We start from the raw sequence: 16,543 nt of genomic DNA, 5'->3' as shown, positions 1-16,543 counted from the left end.
TTTTGCCAGCCTCGCCGGTCTCAATGGCGCGGGTTTCCTTGCAGCAACCGGCGCGGCATGGCCGCAAGCAGCAGGATTGCACCCAGCACCAGCGCCAGCGCAAACGTGTACAAGCCGTTATCGAGCGAACCCGTGGTGACCTTGACCCAGCCCAGCACGGAAGGGCTGGCAAAACCGCCAATCAGTCCGATACTGTTGATGACGGCGATGCCACCCGCCGCGCCGGACGAGGAAAGATAGGAGGTGGGGATGGTCCAGAACAGCGGCATGGCGGTCAGGATCCCGACCGTGGTGATCGAAAACACCAACAGGGCGACCACCAGGCTGCCATGGACAAACGTCACGGCGACCAGGCCCAGGGCGGCAACGATCATGCCGAGCGCCACATGCCAGCGGCGCTCGCCGGTCTTGTCCGAATGCTTGCCGACGAGCACCATGCCGACGCAGGCGACCACGTAGGGAATGGCGGTCAGGACGCCAATCCGGAACGGGTCGGTCACGTGAAAGCCGCGCACCATCTCAGGCAGCCAGAAGCTGATGATGTACAGACCGGCGGCAATCGTGAAGTAGATCATCGACAGCGCGTACAGGCGCGGGTCGCGCAGTGTCTGCATAAAGGAATGGCCATGACCGTGCGCGGCAATGCCGCCCACTTCGTGAACCACGAGCGCTTTCTCCCGGGCGGTGAGCCAGCGCGCATCGGCGGGTTTGTCCGAGAGGACGAACATGACGAGCACGCCCAGGATGATCGAGGGCACCGCCTCGATGAGAAATAGCCATTGCCACCCAGCCAGGCCGGAGGCGCCGCTCAGGTGCGCCATGATCCAGCCCGACAGCGGCCCGCCAATTACCCCCGATACCGCAATGGCCGACATGAACAACGTAATGATCTTGCCGCGCATCGCTGGCGGATACCAGTACGTCAGGTACAGCACGATGCCGGGAAAGAAGCCCGCTTCGAAGGCGCCGAGCAGAAAGCGGGCAACGTAGAACTGCATGGGCGTGGTGATCACCGCGAAGCTCGCCGAGATGCAGCCCCACACCACCATGATCCGCATCAGCGTCTTGCGCGCGCCGATCTTTTCCAGCAGGAGGTTGCTGGGTACTTCGAACAGGAAGTAACCGAGAAAGAAGATGCCGGCGCCCAGACCGTAGACCGCATCCGAAAACGAGAGATCCTGCTTCATCTGCAGCGCGGCAAAGCCGATGTTGACGCGGTCCAGGTAGGCGAACACGTAGCAGATAAAGAGGAACGGGATAATGCGCAGTGTGACCTTGGCGTAGGTACGCCGAACTTCGTCTCCCGCGTGCGAGGGCACGGCGCGCTGCCGTGCGTCGGGAGTGGAAACTGTCGTCATGATGCGGCTCCAGCCAGGGAATGATGGCAATAGGTATGGCTCCCGGAAGGCGTCCGGTCGCGCGCGGGCGACGGTCTCGGCCTCTCCCGGAAGCAGGTGGAAGTGGGGTGCGGGGACTGTGCTCCAGGCCTGTCGCCTACAGGCCGAGATGGCTGCGACGAACCTGCGGGGGGTGCGCGCGCAACGCCGCCTCGATGGGCTCGCAGCCCCAGCCGGGTGCATCCGGCACGAGGATGCCGCCGCGCTCGATCTGCGGTGTGCGGGTAAACAGTTCGTCGTCCCAGGCCAGGCGGTCGACATCCACTTCCATCACGCGCAGGTTGGGTACCGCCGCCGCGAAATGGACATTCATCATCGTCGACAGGTGGCTGTAGAAATTATGTGGCGCGATATTGACGTCGAACGCATCGGCGACGTTGGCGATCTTCATTGCCTGCCAAACACCGTTCCACACCGCATCGACAATCGCCACATCCATCGACTGTGCCTGGAAATAGGGCAGGAACTGACGCACGCCGAACAGCGTTTCGCACGCGGCGATTGGCGCGTGGCTGCGCTGGCGGATATACGCCATGGCGGCCGGATTGTAGATGTCGAGCTCGACCCAGAACAGACCGAAGTCCTTGATCGCGTTGATCAGCGACAGGTATCCCTCGGTGCGCGCGTTGAAGTTCAGGTCCACCAGGATATCGACATCGGGACCGGCCCCATCGCGCAGCGCCTCCAGGTGCGCACGCAGGTTGCGCAGCAGCGCCTTGTCCACGTTGAGCGATGGCGCGTACGGTGAGCCGAAGCCGGCCATCCACTGACGCGGCTTGCCGCGTTCATTGATAAACAGATTGGTCTTGAGCGCGGCGATGCCGGACTTGCGCGCGTCCTCGCCCGCTTGCCTGACGCCATCGAGATCGACGATCGCCGGGGGATAGAGCTGCGGATGGCTGATGCGCCAGGTGGCGCAGTGAGACCAGTAGATCGGCACGCTGTCCCGGTGCTTGCCGCCGAGCAACTGATAGACCGGTAGCCCGAGCGACTTGGCCTTGGCATCGAGCAGGGCATTCTCGATGGCGCCGATCGCCTCGGCGCTGAGTCCGTAGGGCGCCGGGCGCAGCGAAGCCGCGAGCCGCCCATAAGCTTCTTCGTGGTCGTACACCGACTTGCCGATCAGGCGCGCGCCCAGTTGCTCGATCACCGCCGTCAGCCCGGGCGGCCCGAAGGATTCGTCGTACTCGCTCCAGCCGACGGTGCCGTCCGACGTGACGACCTTCAGAAAGTAGTAATTCCGCCATCCCGCGTCGCAGGAGATGGTCTCAAAGTGCTCAATACGCATGTTTCCTCGCCAGACTTGTTGCCGAATCGCGCTTCTGCTGTGTGATAACAATTGATTGTTAACAATTAACAAGAAATTTATGCGGCCGTTCAGGCCGGGGCAACTCAGGTAAACCCGAGGGTGGCAGGCGAGGGGGAGCGCCGACTCGGGGAGGGGCGCGAGCGGGCCGGGCGCGTCGCTCACGCCCCCGGCGCGGATCGCACGAGGGCGTTGTGGCCCGGCGAGGTACGGCTACGCGTCGATAAACGACACGAATTCGTCCAGCTCGAGCTTGGCAAGCGACATGTTGTTCTCCGGTACGCGGTTGTCGGCATGGCCGAGCGACATCCCCGCGATCACCATCTCGCCGTCGGGGATACCGAGCTCGCCATGGAGCACCGCGGCCTGCAGCCACCAGATCTGCTGCGGGCAGGTGTCCAGGCCCTCGGCCTTCGCCGCCAGCATGATGTTCTGGAGGAAGCAGCCGTAGCAGAGAAAGCTCGCCCATTCGAGGCGGCGATCCATCGTGAAGATCAGGCCGACCGGCGCATCGAAGAAGCGGAACTGGCGCTCGACGTCGCGCCGGCGTCCGACGATATCGCTGCGCTCGACCCCCTGCGCATCGCCAAGCATGCCGCGGAACGTATGGAAGCGTGTCTTGAAGGGTGCCGGCAGGTCCTTGGGAAAGAACGGGTATTGCAGCGGCAGCGTTTCGGGGTTCGCGCGATAGGCGGCGACCGCGGCGTCGGTGATGCGTTGCCGCGCCTCACCGGTGACCACGTAGCAGCGCCAGGGCTGCGTATTGCTCGAACTCGGCGCATGGCTTGCCGCCGAGAGGATGCGGCGCACCGTGGCCATCGGCACGGGCGTGTTCAGAAACGCGCGCTTGCTGCGCCGCTCGCGCATGGTGGCCGCCACCAGTGCCGCCGCCTCGCGTTCAGGCGCGCCCCCATTGGTTTGCATCGTTGTCTGCGCATGCGTTGTCTCCATTTCCATCTCCAGCATCTCCATGGCACCGCTCTCCGGTTGTGGTTGTGATTGTGCGTCTGGAGAAAAATCATAGACACATGACGCGCGCTGAACAGGTGGCAATGCTTGCATCCTGCGTCCCATTTCCATGAACGATGCACCGGGCAGGTGCGCCGCGACGGCGGTGCGGCCGGTGTCCAGATTCATGAACGGTACGTTCGGAAAAGGGGTGCGCACGGCCACGGCGGGATGCCCTATCTTCTCCTTCGAGATAAAGGGCATCGCCATGCCGATGCCATCATCAGGAGACCGCCGAGATGGACCAGTTGAAATGCTTGCCGCAGGATCACGTCGTGTGGGGACACGACATCCTGCAGCCCGTTGCCGCCTCGCTCGGGGACTACGGCATCCGCCGCCCGATCGTCTTTACCGTGGAGTTTCTCGAGGCATTGCATCGGGATGTCCTCGCGCCTGGCATTGCCGATGGCGTCGGCATCTTCACCGCGCTGCCGCCCCATGTGCCCGACGTGGCGGTGCAGGCAGGATTGCAGGCTTGCCTCGATGCTCGCGCGCAATCGATCGTCGCGCTTGGCGGTGGCTCCGTACTGGACGCGGCCAAGGCCGTCTCGGCCTGCCATTTCGAGGAAACCGGACGATACCTGCCGATCGCCGCGTTTCCGACCACATTGTCCGGGTCCGAGTTCTCGCACTATTTTGGCGTGACGGAGACCGCCGGCGCGCGCAAGTTCAAGCGCAGTTACGCCGTGCGCGACACCGTGCCGAAACTGGTGGCGATCGACCCGCGCCTGATCGTCGATACGCCGCGCGAACTGCTGTTGAGTTCCGCCATCAAGGGCATCGATCATGCGGTGGAAGGCATGCGCCGCGTGGGCGCGGAGCATCCGCATGCGATCCTGGCCGCGCGCGGCGTGGAACGGTTCTTCAGTGTGCTGGAGCGGTGGCCGCAACGCGGCGACACGCGCGCGGCCCTGGAGGCCGGCGCCGTGTCGATGGCAGACCTGCTGCAGCTGCAACTGGGTGCGTGGCAGTGCTACTTCTATCCGGCCTCGGTCATCTACGGCCTCAGCCATCGTATCGGCCATATCCTGGGCGGCACGTTCGGGCTGCCGCATAGCGTGACCTCATGCATCACGCTCGCGCCGGTGATTCGCGCGTGCGCGGAGGCTTATGGCGGCAAGCTCGATATCTTCCGCACATCCGCCGGCGCCGGGACCACGGCGGTCTGGCTGGCCGACCGCATCGCGCGTCTGGTCGATACGCTGGCACTGCCGGGTCGCCTGCGCGATCTCGATTTCCAGCGCGCCACACTGAGCGAGGTAGCGGCGATGCTGCAGGAATACTATCCGGCGGAAGTGGGCGACCTGGGCCACGATGCCCCGCGCAAGCTGGAGACGCTGCTGGAGGGACTGTGGTGATGAACGCGGACATGGCACGCCCTTACCTGAGCGCCGGGCTGCGCGGCCTGCGCCATGCGCTGGTCACGCGCGAGATCACGGCGCTGGCCCTGACGGAATGCACGCTCCAGGCCGCGGAGGCGAGCCGCCAGGCCGTCAACGCCTTTGCCACCATCGACTGGGACCGCGCGCTACGGGCCGCCGCGGAAAGCGACCGGCGCTATGCCAACGGCACCGCGCGCGCACTGGAAGGCTTGCCCGTGGCGATCAAGGACCTGATCGACACCAAGGGCATCGACACCGCCTATGGATCGCCTGCGTACCTGAGGCATCGGCCTGCAGCCGACGCCGACATCGTGCATTCGCTGGTCGAGCGCGGGGCCATCGTCGTGGGCAAAACCACCACGCACGAGTTTGCATGGGGTGTCACCACGTCGAGCGCGCATTTTGGCGACACCCGCAATCCGCTTGACCCCTCCCGCATTCCCGGCGGGTCGAGCGGCGGTGCCGCGGCGGCCATCGCGCATGGCGCGGTGCCGGTGGGGGTAGGCACCGATACCGGTGGGTCGGTACGCATACCCGCGGCGCTGTGCGGCGTGGTTGGCTTCAAGCCTACGCGCGACGTCCTGTCGACGCGCGGCGTGTTTCCGCTCGCGCCCACATGCGATCACGTCGGCTTGCTGGGCCGGCAGGTCGACGATGTGTTCTGGCTTGCCAATGCGCTGCATATCGACGTGCCCGAAAGCGACGCATGGCTGTCCGCGCGCATCGGCGTGCTGCCTCAAATCGCTCCGGTACCGCTGGCCGACGAAGTGGCGGGTGCGTTCGATGCCGCCGTGCAGCGGCTGGCGCGCACCTTTGCGTGCATCGACGTCGGGCCGCCACGTGGCACCGGCGGGCTGTTCGAGGGCGTATTCGGTGCGTTCGCGGCGATCGTGCTGGTGGAGGGCGGCATCGAGCATTTCCGTCGCAATGGCTGGGATCGGATTACGGCGCATTACGGCACCGAAACCGTCGACCGGCTGCGCCGCGCGGAAGGCATGGACCTGCGCGCGTACGCTGCCGCGCAGGAAACCCGGCGGTGCTTTACCGCGCGGTTGCGCGACATGATGGCCGAGGTGGACTACCTGGTCCTGCCGACCTGTCCATGTACCGCGCCGCCTCTCGGCGCCAGCGAGATGCAGATCGGCGCATGGCACGGCACCGTGCGCGAAGCCCTGATGACGTATACCGCGCCGTTCAATATCGCGGGCTTCCCCGCGCTCTCCCTTCCTTTGCCGGCGGCGCCCGGCACCTTGCCCGCCGGCCTGCAGATCGTGGCGCGCCCGGGCGACGACGGCGCGCTGCTCCAGATCGCACAGCAGATCGAGACACTGCTCGCCGAAGATAGTGCCGCATGACCCATCCCCACCAGAGGAGACCACGATGAGCGAACAAGCAACGACCCCGCCCGGCATCGTCCCCGGGATTACCCCGCCGGGCCAGACACCGTATAGCGCCTGGATCCAGACCGACGTCCTGCATACGCTGCAGACGCCCGTGAGCGACCATCCCGGCGAACACGCATGGATTGCCTCGGTGCAGGTGTCCGAACTCTACTGGATGCTGATCATCCGCGAGATCCAGACGGCCCAGCGACAACTGCGCGAGGATCGTCTGCCTGAAGCCATCCAGACCTTGCAGCGCATCGTGGCGCACCACGAGCCACTTAACGCCACCTGGAAGTCGATTGCGTGGATGACGCCGACCGACCTGCTGTCGATCCTGTCGCGCGCCGTGGCCAAGTACGGCAAGGATACGGCGCTGCAGGGCTGGACCTATCGCCAGATGGTGTACCTGTTCGGCATCCGCCAGGCCGAACACCTCCAGCACTTTGAACCGCAGCCGGAGCGCTGGCGGCAACTGAACCAGGTACTCGACGCACCGAGCCTCTATGACGACGTGTTGCGATGCCTCGATCGCGCGGGCTTTGCCATTCCGGCGGCGGTGCGCGAGCGCGACTATCGCCAGCCGTATGCACCGGACCGGGAGGTGGAACGTGCCTGGCGCGACGTTTATACGAGCGGGGAGGGCGGGAACGACAGGCGCGCGGACCAGCCGGCGTTGCGTCTGCTCGGCGAAACGCTGGCGGATATCGCCGAGGGCTTCCTGGCGTGGAAGCACCTCCATCTGATGGCGACGCGCCGCACGTTTGGTCATCGGCCGGCGTACTTCGGCACCGAGGGTATCGCGTGGCTGCGGCCGACCATGGACGAGCTGCCTTTTCCCGAACTGTGGACCGCACGCGGGGTGATCGGCGATCCGCCGGCAGGCTGCCCGATGCACAAGTCAGGGAGCGCCGCATGAACACCGCCGACCTGAAGACACTGGCCGCGGGGGCGCGTGCCGCCATGGCCGATCCGCAGCGATCCTTCCTCGTGGGAACCGACGGCACGCCGCGCTTCGAGCTGTTTCACGCGGCCAGTTCGCTGTGTTCGCAGAAGGTGCGCACGGTGCTGGCCGAGAAGGCGCTGCCGTACCGCTCCAACGATATGCTGATCCTGAGCGCGATCCAGGGCGATCGCGTGGTACCGGCCGAGCATTATTCGCCGTCGTATGTGCGGCTGCGGCTGCATGCGCACCGCGAAATCGGCAGCGCGTTTGTCGACGGCTACAGCGGTCGTACCTCGGTAGAGACCGAGGGCTTCGATCCGTGCGTCGTGCCCTTGCTGGTGGACTACGAAGCCGGCCGCGTGATTGCCGATTCGATGCGTATCTGCTGCTACCTCGATGCGGTGTCGCCCGCGCCGGTGCAGTTGGTACCGGAGGACGACGGCGCCCGCGCGGCTGTGTTACGGCAGGCCGGCATCGTCGACCGCATCCCCAACGGCACGCTGCTGTATGGCTTTCATCCGGATGCCGACCGTCGACCCGAGGCGCTGCGCGCCGTGATGGAGACCGTCTACGATGCCAAGGTGCTGGCGCTGGAAGCAATGATCGATGCCAACGCGGGCGACGCCGCGCTGGTTGCCGCGTATCGCGCCAAGATCGTCAAGGAGCGCGGCGGCAAGGCAGTGTGCCACGATGCAAACTTCCAGCGCGAGTCGCGTCGGCACGTCGCCACGCTGCTGCGCGATCTCGATCGCACGCTGACCGCGCTCGGTACGCCGTGGGTGGCCGGTACGGCGTTCTCGCTCGGCGATGTGTTCTGGGGCGTCAACCTGACGCGCCTGGCCTATCTGGGACTGGCGTCGATGTGGGACGATCTGCCCGCCGTGGCGCGCTATGTCGGGGCGCTGATTCAGCGGCCGTCGATCAGCGAGGAGGTGGTGCAGGCGACCATCGAGTCGATGCCGCCATCCGCCTTTATGGAAGCGTTGACGGGTGGCGCGCGTTTGACGCTGGCTTGAGTGCTGGCGGCATAAAGCCGGGACCACAACCAGGGCAACAAGCAGGACAAAAAAATGGGCGCCGTGCGGCGCCCATTCTTGCTGCTGCGCAGGGTCAGGCCGCCACGGCCTCCGGCTCGCCATGCAGCGCGCGTGCGACGTCGGTGACGCGCCGGCCCTGGAAGCGTGCCACGGCCAGCTGGTCTGCCTCGGGCTTCACGGCGTCCTGACGCGATACGTGGGTCGCGCCATAGGGCGTGCCGGCCTTGAACATCGCCGCATCGGCATAGCCGAGCGGCACGATGATCAGGCCCAGGTGGGCCATGGGCGCGTAGATCGACAGCAGCGTCGCCTCGTTGCCGCCATGCATCGACGAGGTCGAGCCGAACACCGATCCCACCTTGCCGTTGAGCTTGCCCTGGAACCACAGGCCGCCAAGCCCGTCGATAAATGCCTTCAGCTCCGACGAGATCGAGCCGAAGCGCGTGGGCGTGCCGAACACGATGGCATCGGCCCACTCGACATCGGCCTCGGTGGGGGCTTCGTACCTGGCGTTCATCTCGGTGGCGTTTTCGAGCCAGCCCGGCACCTGGCGCATGACTTCGGGGCCCACGAGTTCGCGCACACGGCGCAGGCGGACTTCCGCACCGGCTGCCAGTGCGCCCTCGGCGACAGCCTTGGCCAGTGCTTCCGTCGAGTGGTTGCGCGAGTAGAACGGAATCAGTATTTTTGTCTTCGACATATGGGTTTCCTGCGGACGATAAAAAACGGAAAGGGAGGAAGCGGGGCCTGGACGAGCCCGAGCGGGCGGGCCCGACCAGGCGGCAGCGGGCGTTATACGGCGATCGGTTCCAGGCGAGCCAGCAGCTCGTCCTTGCGATCGGCCAGCCACGGTGGCAACTGGAATTCCTCGCCAAAGTGACCGGGCTCCTCGTCGATGGCGAAGCCGATGTCGGTGGTGGCGGCTTCGAAGATCACGCCGCCGGGCATCTTGAAGTACATCGAGCGGAAGTAGTTGCGGTTGACGGACTCGGAGGTGTCGATGTACCCCAGACCCATGAACTTGTCCTTGAGCGTCATCTGCTGCTCCATGCTGTCGACGGCAAACGCGACATGGTGGATCGTGCCTTCGCCATAGACGGAAGAACCCTGCAGACGCTCCGGCTCGTGAAAGAACTCCACTACCATGCCGGGGCCACCGGTATGGGTTTCGAAGCGGTAATACGGGCCGGTCTGGCCGACCAGGCGGAAACCAATCGCTTCGCTCATGAAGCGCACCGATTCTGCCACCTCGCGCAACGACAGCGTGATGCTGTGCACGCCGCGCACCGCGTATGCCTCCGGCACGTTGTTCTCGACGCAGGGGGGGCGCTGGTCCAGGTCGGTCTCCACCAGGTCGAATTCGATGCCGCACGGGTGATAGAAGCGCTGGCGGCGTTCGTCGAAGCGTTCGACGAGATCGGCGTCGTAGCGGATGTCCATGGCATCGAAGCGCTCGCGCCAGAAGTCGAGCGAACCGCGTGGCACCGAGTAGTTGATCACGCGCACCTGACCGGATCCGGGGCGCGCCATCACGCCGCGCTGGCGGAACGGAAACGAGGTCACCAGCGTACCGGGGTCGCCGTTGGCGTTGCCGTAATAGAGGTGATAGATCGGGTCCTCGCCATCGAGCAGCACGGTCTTCTTCACCAGGCTCTGGCCGAGCAGCTTCACGTAGAAATCCACGTCTTCCTGCGCGTGCCGGACGCCCGCGGTCAGATGATGGAATCCCTTGATCATCGACATTGTCTTCTCCACATTGAATACGTTGCACAGAGGCAGCCCACTGGCTTGCTCCTGTGCAACAGCTTAAGCACTGCCGTGTATTTGGGAAGCACGGGAACATGTACACACGGTTCGGGAAAATCGAACGATCGACCAAGGTTTGTCCCGATGCGCCGGCGTCGCGCGTGGAGTAACATCGCCTCACTTAGCCCCCAACATCCCATGCTGGATCTGAAAGACGTCTACTTCTTCGTGCAGGTGGTCGACCGCGGCGGATTCACCTCGGCCGGCGAGGTGCTGCGCCTGCCCAAGTCGACGCTCAGTCATCGTGTCAAGGAACTCGAGGCATCGCTCGGCGTGCGGCTGATCAACCGGACCTCGCGCCAGTTTGCGATGACCGAGGTGGGCATGGAGTTCTACCAGTACGCGATGGCGCTGCTGCGCAGCGCGGAGGTCGCCGAGGAAGCGATGCGGCAGCGGCTCGCCGAACCGAGCGGTGTGATTCGCGTGACGACGGCCGCGGAAATCGCGCAGTTTGCGCTGCGCCACGTGCTGCCCACGTTCCTGTCGGACCATCCCAAGGTCAAGATCGTCGAGACCGCGACCGACCGCGTGCTCGATATCGTCGGCGACGGCTTCGACCTCGCCATTCGTGGCCACAATGGCCAGCTCCAGGACTCCAACCTGGTGCAGCATCCGCTGGCGCGCGCGCCGTGGTGCCTGTTCGCGGGGGCCGAATATCTGCAACGCATGCCGGCGCCAAATACGCCGGAGGAGCTGTCCGGGCATTCGATCATCGCGTTGTCGGGCCGCACCGCGCAGCAATGGAACCTGCTGGGACCCGACAGGCGCACGGTGTCCATTGCCGTGGATCCCCGCTTCCAGAGCAACAGCCTGATCTCGCTGAAAGAGGCCGCGTGCGCCAATATCGGCGTGGCGGCCTTGCCAGGCTATATCTGCCAGGCCGAACTCAAGGCCGGCGAGTTGCGTCAGATCCTGCCGGACTGGATCGCCGCCGACGCCCGCATCACCGCGCTGATTCCGTACCGCACCGGGTTGCTGCCCGCGGTCCGCACGCTGGTGGACTATCTGGCCGTGGTATTGCCGAAGGTGACCGCGTTCGACCACGGGTGATGGCGTCCGGCGCCGAGGCCGCCGCCGGACGTGGCGACACCTCGGCCGTGCTCAGTCCGCCTTGATATTGGCGGCCTCGGCAATCTTCCTGAGCCGGGGGATCTCGCTGTTGACGCGCTTGACGTAGTCGGCGGCGGTTCCGTACTCGGCCTCGTAGCCGTTGGTGGTCATGCTCTTGCGCATGTCGGCATCTTTCATGACGGTGGCCAGCGCGCCTTCCAGCTTCTGGCGGACCGGCGCCGCCAGCCCCTTGGGGCCGACCACCGCAAACCACGTTGTCAGGTTGATATCGGGATAGCCGCTTTCCGCCGCGGTCGGCACGTCGGGCAGCAGGGCGGAGCGGGTGGACGACGCCAGCGCGAGGACCTTGACCTTGCCGGCCTTGACCATGGGCGCCGCCGCGACCACGGTATCCACGGTCAGCGGGATCTGGTTGCCGATCAGGTCGCTCATGGCAGGCGCGCTGCCCTTGTAGGGCACGTGCATCATGTGCATGCCGGTGGCCGCATTGATCATCTCGCCCACGAAGTGCGCGGTCGTGCCGGCACCGTACGAACCGAACGCGAACGCTTGTCCTTGCCTGGACGCGGCCACCAGCTCCTTGAGCGTATTCGCCTTGACCGACGTGTTGGCCACCAGCCCGAGCGTGGTGGTACCGACCAGGCCAATCGCATCGAAGCTCTTCAGCGGATCGTACGGCAGCTTCGCATAGGTGACCGGATTGATCGTGAACGTCGTGGCGGCGCTCAGCAGCAGCGTGTAGCCGTCTGGCGTCGACTTGGCCACGTAGTCCGCCCCGACGATGGTGCCCGCGCCGGCGCGGTTCTCCACCACCACCGAGGCGTTGAGCGTCTCGCTCAGCTTTCTGGCCAGCAGGCGGCCCAGTACGTCGGTCGAGCCCCCTGGTGGAAACGGCACCACCAGCTTGATGGGCTTGTCCGGAAACGTGTCGGCCAGCGCCGGTGCGGCGGCCACGCATGCGGCGGCGAGCAGGCAGGCCCGACCCCAGCGGTTCGTCGATCTTCCCAACATGCTTCTCCTTTCAGTGACGTAGTGAGACAGGATGCAATGCAAGGTCAACGATACCGCCCGCATGGGCCGCGTGGCACGTCTGCCCCGCGGCATGATGTCCGGAACATGACAACGTGTGTCATGCGAACGCCGAGATTGCGGCACTGGAATGGCGCGCGACTCGCCATCATTTGCTCGGCGCAGGTGCAACGGCGGCACAAGCTGCCGGCTGCAGGACCGCTACGACGCCAGGCCGGCACCGCAAGCGGGCGTGCCAGCCAGAACGGACCTTTCTAAAATTGGCAACGCGAATGGTGCGCTGGACGTATGATGTGGAAAGCAGAATTCCGTGGAAACCCGACCCCCGGCCTCGCCATGAAACTCACTTCCATCCATGCCGTGCCGCTTGCCTACTTCCTTGAAGTGGCGCAGACGGGATCGCTGACGGCCGCGTCCAGGACGCTGCATGTGGCGGTATCGGCCATCAGCCGCCAGATTGCCCGCCTGGAGGAAGAACTGGGCGTGGCACTGTTCGACCGCGAGCCGCGCGGGATGCGCCTGACCGATGCCGGCCGCGTGGTGCAGCAATACGGAAGGCGCGCCTTTCTTGATGCGGAAACGCTGCAGGCCGACCTTCAGGGCCTGTTGAGCCTGACGCACAGTACCGTGCGCGTGGCTTGCACCGAAGGCTTCGCGCGGGAATACGTGCCGACGCTGATCGCATCGTTCCAGCGGCGCCATCCTGGCGTGGCGTTCTCGGTGGAGGTGGTGACCTCGGCCGAAGCCACGCGGCTTGTGCGTGAAGGCGATGTCGATCTCGCGCTGACCTTCGCCATTGCCGATCAGGCTGGCATCGCGGTGGAGTATTCGGAAGTCGCGCCAGTGTTTGCGTGCGTCAGCCGCAGCCACCCGATTGCCGGCATGACCCGCGTGCCGCTGCGCGAACTGGTCACGCATCCGCTGGTACTGCCCAGCAAGGTGCATACGATACGGCAACTGTTCGACCTGGCCTGCAGTCTGGAAGGTCTGCGTCCCCAGGTGCCGCTCACCAGCAACTCGCTCGCTGCACTGGTGGCATACCAGAATCAGGTCGACGTGGTGTACCTGACCGGATCGCTCGCGGTGCGCAATACGCTGCGCGCCGACCGCCGCGTGCTGGTGCCCATCGTCGGCCGTGCGATGCAGCAGCGCGCGCTGCAGATCCAGACCATGGCGGGCCGACACCTGCCACCGGCGGTGCGGGCCTTCACCGAGGCGCTGAAACTGGATGCCGGCAAGCGGCGGCGGGGAGCCAGGGCCGCGGCGTAGCCAGGAGGTGCCTCTGGCTCTCCCTCAGCTCGCCCCTCTGTTCGCCCCTCAGCCCGCCCGGGTACGCAGCGCGCGGATGGCAGCCGGCGCGCCGTTCAGGAAGGTATCGACCTGACGCCGGATCACGGCGTCCAGGTCGTTTGGCACCTTGAGTCCATAGATCCATTTGCGCACGCCGATATAGAAGATGGCCGCGTGCAGGCCCCAGATCAGTTCGATCTCGGCGTCGGTTTCCGCCGCATCGCGCGGGGCGGGGATGTCGAACTCCGCCCGCACCTCGGCCAGTACCGGCAGGAACACCTTGGTGCGCAGCTTGCTGAGGTACTTCTTGTTGATGCCCTCGTGCGTCAGCCCGGCAAAGATAAACAGCCGGATCCATTCCTCGCGCAGGATGACGGACGAATAGTCGAGGTAGAAGGCGTGCAACCGTTCCGTCAGCGGCAGCGAGCGATCGGCGATCTGCCCCTCCCAACCCGCGCGCCATTGGAAGACTTCATTGTAGACGCGCTCGATCAGCGCTTCCTTGCTTTCGAAATAGCGGTAGAGCAACGGCTGCGTGACGCCGATCTGCCGGGCCAGCTCGCGCGTACTGCCGCCAAACCCGTTGCGCGTAAAGTGCTCGATGGCCTTTGCCACGATCTGTTGCTCGCGTGCTTCGGGCAGCAGCCGCCTGGGTGTCTTGATGCCCTCGTCCCCGGGCGGTGCAGTGCTGGTCTCCATGACGTTTTTCTCGCGGTGATGATGCGGCCAAAGTCCGGATTCTACCAATCGGGCGATAAATGAGAAGGCCGCGAGGAAAGCGGGCGCGCGACTGGATGGCGCGCGCCCGTGCCGCATCGGGCAAGAAAACTAGTGGCCGGCCTTGCTGCCGATGCCCAGTTCACAATCCACCCGCTGGTTCTGATAGGCCGCGCGCTCCCATGCCCCGCGCGCGGAGCGGTCTGTGACCGAGAACAGGTAGATGCCCGAGAACGCCACCAGCATCGAGAACAGCGCCGGATACTCGTAGGGATAGATCGCCGACGCGTGTCCCAGCACCTGCACCCATACGGTCGGACTCAGAATCGTCAGGACCACCGCGGTCACCAGGCCCAGCATCCCGCCGACCACCGCGCCCCGCGTGGTCAGGCCGCGCCAGTAGATCGACAGCAGCAGTACGGGGAAATTGGAGCTTGCCGCGATCGAGAACGTCAGGCTGACGATAAAGGCGATGGTCTGCTTCTCGAACAGGATGCCGAGCAGGATCGACAGGATGCCGAGCACCAGCGTGGTCATGCGTGAGACGCGCAGCTCGTCCCGGTCCGATGCCTGCCCCTTGCGCAGGACGGTCGCATACAGGTCATGCGAGATCGCGGAGGAACCGGCCAGCGTCAGGCCCGCCACCACGGCCAGGATGGTCGAGAACGCCACCGCGCAGATAAATCCGAGGAATACGTTGCCGCCCACCGCGTGCGCAAGGTGCACGGCCACCATGTTGACACCGCCGATCACCGCGCCGGCGCCGTCGTGGTACAGCGGGTCCTGTGCCACCAGCGCGATGGTGCCAAAGCCGATCACGATGATCATGGCATAGCCGGCGCCGACGATGCCGGTGGCATAGAGCACGCTCTTGCGCGCGGCCTTGACATCGCCCACGGTAAAGAAGCGCATCAGGATATGCGGCAGTCCGGCCGTACCGAAGATCAACGCCAGCCCCAACGACACCGCGGACACCGGATCGGACACCAGACCACCGGGACGCATGATCGCATCGTGCTTGCCGTGCGCGGCAATCGCGTGTTCGAACAGGCTGTTGAGGCTGAAGCCAAAGCGGCTCAGTACCATGTATGCCATGAAGGCACAACCGGCCAGCAGCATCACCGCCTTGATGATCTGGATCCACGTGGTGGCGAGCATGCCGCCGAAGAACACATAGACCACCATCAGCACGCCGACCAGCACCACCGCCGAGGTGTAGTTGAAGCCGAACAGCAGCTCCACCAGCTTGCCGGCGCCTACCATCTGCGAGACCAGGTACAGCAGCACGATCACGATCGAACTCGCCGCCGAGAAGCCGCGGATAGGGCGCTGGCGCAGGCGGTAGGACAACACGTCGGCCAACGTATAGCGTCCGAGATTGCGTAAGGGTTCGGCAATCAGGAACAGGATGATCGGCCAGCTCGCGAGGAATCCGGTCGAGTAGATCAGCCCGTCGTAGCCACTGGAAAAGACCAGCGCCGAGATGCCGAGCAGCGATGCCGCGGACATGTAGTCGCCGGCGATGGCCCAGCCGTTCTGCATGGCCGTGATCTTGCCGCCCGCGGCGTAATGATCGGCCACGCTGTGGTTGCGCCGCGCGGCCCAGCGTGTGACGCCCAGGGTGGCCACGACAAACACGACGAACATGCCGATGGCGATCGGGTTCAGGCCCTGGCCGACCGGCGGCGTTGCCGCCCATGCGGGTGTGGTTGCGGCGAGCGCGGCAACCATGGTCAGGATGCGTGTCATGACTGGGCTCCCGTGCGGATGTCCTCGATCATCTTGTCGTAGACCGTGTTGCTGCGATAGACGTAGATGGCCACCAGGCCGAACGTAAACGCGAACATGCCGAACCCGACGGGGATGCCGACGCTCATCGGCTGTCCCGGCGTCAAGGGCAGGGCAAGCAGGTCCGGACGGAAGGCCAGGGTGAGGATAAAGCCGAAGTAGACCGCCAGCATGGCCGCGGTCAGCCACCAGGAAAAGCGGCGTCGCGTGCGGTGCAGATGCGCGAAGGCGGGCTCGCTCAACATCGGGTGGGGCACGACCGGCGCGTCGGGTGCGGGCAGGCCGGCAGCGGCTGGAAAAGGTGTTGCTGGATAAGTTGTCGCTCGATAAGGGGTCGAGTCCGGGGCGGCTTGGGGCATGTCTTGTCTCCTGCTGTGATAGATG

Annotated in this window: 15 protein-coding genes; 6 read left to right on the top strand and 9 right to left on the bottom strand. The window is 65.2% G+C overall.

Annotated features, from left to right (window positions below; genetic code table 11):
* Positions 1–20 precede the first annotated feature (20 nt).
* The 3 genes from DFLDMN_RS24740 to DFLDMN_RS24730 form a co-directional block, all read right to left on the bottom strand.
* Complete coding sequence (locus DFLDMN_RS24740) at positions 21–1,358, bottom strand: MFS transporter (protein WP_423200411.1); 1,338 nt, start codon at positions 1,356–1,358, stop codon at positions 21–23.
* A gap of 136 nt (positions 1,359–1,494) precedes the next feature.
* A complete protein-coding gene (locus DFLDMN_RS24735) occupies positions 1,495–2,868 on the bottom strand; it encodes a mandelate racemase/muconate lactonizing enzyme family protein (protein ID WP_423200410.1) in 1,374 nt (457 codons plus the stop codon).
* 48 nt (positions 2,869–2,916) lie between these two features.
* Positions 2,917–3,570, bottom strand: coding sequence for a nitroreductase (locus tag DFLDMN_RS24730; RefSeq protein WP_423200556.1), 654 nt, complete (start codon positions 3,568–3,570; stop codon positions 2,917–2,919).
* Positions 3,571–3,950: 380 nt separating this feature from the next.
* Between DFLDMN_RS24730 and DFLDMN_RS24725 the strand changes: the two genes are divergently transcribed.
* Genes DFLDMN_RS24725 through DFLDMN_RS24710 form a run of 4 tightly spaced genes read left to right on the top strand, consistent with a single transcriptional unit; the run spans position 3,951 to position 8,437 of the window.
* The gene (locus tag DFLDMN_RS24725) at positions 3,951–5,069 is read left to right on the top strand and encodes an iron-containing alcohol dehydrogenase (protein WP_423200409.1); all 1,119 of its coding nucleotides are present in this window, start codon (positions 3,951–3,953) and stop codon (positions 5,067–5,069) included.
* Positions 5,070–5,080: 11 nt separating this feature from the next.
* A complete protein-coding gene (locus DFLDMN_RS24720; protein WP_423200408.1) occupies positions 5,081–6,448 on the top strand; it encodes an amidase in 1,368 nt (455 codons plus the stop codon).
* 25 nt (positions 6,449–6,473) lie between these two features.
* The gene (locus tag DFLDMN_RS24715) at positions 6,474–7,394 is read left to right on the top strand and encodes a tryptophan 2,3-dioxygenase (RefSeq protein ID WP_423200407.1); all 921 of its coding nucleotides are present in this window, start codon (positions 6,474–6,476) and stop codon (positions 7,392–7,394) included.
* Positions 7,391–8,437 (top strand): glutathione S-transferase family protein, encoded by a 1,047-nt coding sequence (locus DFLDMN_RS24710; RefSeq protein WP_423200406.1) that lies wholly within the window; start codon positions 7,391–7,393, stop codon positions 8,435–8,437. Before DFLDMN_RS24715 ends, DFLDMN_RS24710 begins: the two co-directional genes overlap by 4 nt.
* 94 nt (positions 8,438–8,531) lie before the next feature.
* Here the strand turns inward: DFLDMN_RS24710 and wrbA are convergent, their stop codons facing one another.
* Both wrbA and DFLDMN_RS24700 read right to left on the bottom strand, forming a co-directional pair.
* On the bottom strand, positions 8,532–9,158 hold the full coding sequence (gene wrbA / locus DFLDMN_RS24705) for an NAD(P)H:quinone oxidoreductase (protein WP_423200405.1): 627 nt from the start codon (positions 9,156–9,158) through the stop codon (positions 8,532–8,534).
* Positions 9,159–9,250: 92 nt separating this feature from the next.
* Entirely contained in the window at positions 9,251–10,201 is a 951-nt protein-coding gene (locus tag DFLDMN_RS24700) for a ring-cleaving dioxygenase (protein ID WP_423200404.1), read from the bottom strand.
* 201 nt (positions 10,202–10,402) lie between these two features.
* Between DFLDMN_RS24700 and DFLDMN_RS24695 the strand changes: the two genes are divergently transcribed.
* Positions 10,403–11,314: a LysR substrate-binding domain-containing protein gene (locus DFLDMN_RS24695; protein WP_423200403.1), complete on the top strand. Its 912-nt coding sequence runs from the start codon at positions 10,403–10,405 to the stop codon at positions 11,312–11,314.
* A gap of 51 nt (positions 11,315–11,365) precedes the next feature.
* Here DFLDMN_RS24695 and DFLDMN_RS24690 read toward each other — a convergent pair whose 3' ends face one another.
* Positions 11,366–12,346 (bottom strand): Bug family tripartite tricarboxylate transporter substrate binding protein, encoded by a 981-nt coding sequence (locus tag DFLDMN_RS24690; protein WP_423200402.1) that lies wholly within the window; start codon positions 12,344–12,346, stop codon positions 11,366–11,368.
* A 354-nt stretch (positions 12,347–12,700) separates the two neighbouring features.
* Here DFLDMN_RS24690 and DFLDMN_RS24685 point away from each other — a divergent pair, with 354 nt between their 5' ends.
* The gene (locus DFLDMN_RS24685; RefSeq protein WP_423200401.1) at positions 12,701–13,633 is read left to right on the top strand and encodes a LysR family transcriptional regulator; all 933 of its coding nucleotides are present in this window, start codon (positions 12,701–12,703) and stop codon (positions 13,631–13,633) included.
* A 48-nt stretch (positions 13,634–13,681) separates the two neighbouring features.
* Here DFLDMN_RS24685 and DFLDMN_RS24680 read toward each other — a convergent pair whose 3' ends face one another.
* From DFLDMN_RS24680 to DFLDMN_RS24670, 3 genes are all read right to left on the bottom strand, one after another.
* Positions 13,682–14,353 (bottom strand): TetR/AcrR family transcriptional regulator, encoded by a 672-nt coding sequence (locus DFLDMN_RS24680; RefSeq protein ID WP_423200400.1) that lies wholly within the window; start codon positions 14,351–14,353, stop codon positions 13,682–13,684.
* A 129-nt stretch (positions 14,354–14,482) separates the two neighbouring features.
* Positions 14,483–16,120, bottom strand: coding sequence for a cation acetate symporter (locus DFLDMN_RS24675; protein WP_423200399.1), 1,638 nt, complete (start codon positions 16,118–16,120; stop codon positions 14,483–14,485).
* Complete coding sequence (locus tag DFLDMN_RS24670) at positions 16,117–16,518, bottom strand: DUF485 domain-containing protein (protein ID WP_423200398.1); 402 nt, start codon at positions 16,516–16,518, stop codon at positions 16,117–16,119. The genes DFLDMN_RS24675 and DFLDMN_RS24670 overlap by 4 nt, the downstream gene beginning before the upstream one ends.
* Positions 16,519–16,543 lie beyond the last annotated feature (25 nt).

It is taken from the genome of Cupriavidus sp. H19C3, from assembly GCF_049393815.1.
Taxonomy (GTDB): domain Bacteria; phylum Pseudomonadota; class Gammaproteobacteria; order Burkholderiales; family Burkholderiaceae; genus Cupriavidus.
Note: the sequence above shows the minus strand (reverse complement) of the source record. Positions and strands in the feature narration are given on the sequence as shown.

Coding starts and splice junctions, on each gene's coding strand:
- DFLDMN_RS24740 (WP_423200411.1), bottom strand. CDS start 1,358: ATGACGACAGTTTCCACTCCCGACGCACGGCAGCGCGCCGTGCCCTCG.
- DFLDMN_RS24730 (WP_423200556.1), bottom strand. CDS start 3,570: ATGCGCGAGCGGCGCAGCAAGCGCGCGTTTCTGAACACGCCCGTGCCG.
- DFLDMN_RS24725 (WP_423200409.1), top strand. CDS start 3,951: ATGGACCAGTTGAAATGCTTGCCGCAGGATCACGTCGTGTGGGGACAC.
- DFLDMN_RS24720 (WP_423200408.1), top strand. CDS start 5,081: ATGGCACGCCCTTACCTGAGCGCCGGGCTGCGCGGCCTGCGCCATGCG.
- DFLDMN_RS24715 (WP_423200407.1), top strand. CDS start 6,474: ATGAGCGAACAAGCAACGACCCCGCCCGGCATCGTCCCCGGGATTACC.
- DFLDMN_RS24710 (WP_423200406.1), top strand. CDS start 7,391: ATGAACACCGCCGACCTGAAGACACTGGCCGCGGGGGCGCGTGCCGCC.
- wrbA (WP_423200405.1), bottom strand. CDS start 9,158: ATGTCGAAGACAAAAATACTGATTCCGTTCTACTCGCGCAACCACTCG.
- DFLDMN_RS24700 (WP_423200404.1), bottom strand. CDS start 10,201: ATGTCGATGATCAAGGGATTCCATCATCTGACCGCGGGCGTCCGGCAC.
- DFLDMN_RS24695 (WP_423200403.1), top strand. CDS start 10,403: ATGCTGGATCTGAAAGACGTCTACTTCTTCGTGCAGGTGGTCGACCGC.
- DFLDMN_RS24690 (WP_423200402.1), bottom strand. CDS start 12,346: ATGTTGGGAAGATCGACGAACCGCTGGGGTCGGGCCTGCCTGCTCGCC.
- DFLDMN_RS24685 (WP_423200401.1), top strand. CDS start 12,701: ATGAAACTCACTTCCATCCATGCCGTGCCGCTTGCCTACTTCCTTGAA.
- DFLDMN_RS24680 (WP_423200400.1), bottom strand. CDS start 14,353: ATGGAGACCAGCACTGCACCGCCCGGGGACGAGGGCATCAAGACACCC.
- DFLDMN_RS24675 (WP_423200399.1), bottom strand. CDS start 16,120: ATGACACGCATCCTGACCATGGTTGCCGCGCTCGCCGCAACCACACCC.
- DFLDMN_RS24670 (WP_423200398.1), bottom strand. CDS start 16,518: ATGCCCCAAGCCGCCCCGGACTCGACCCCTTATCGAGCGACAACTTAT.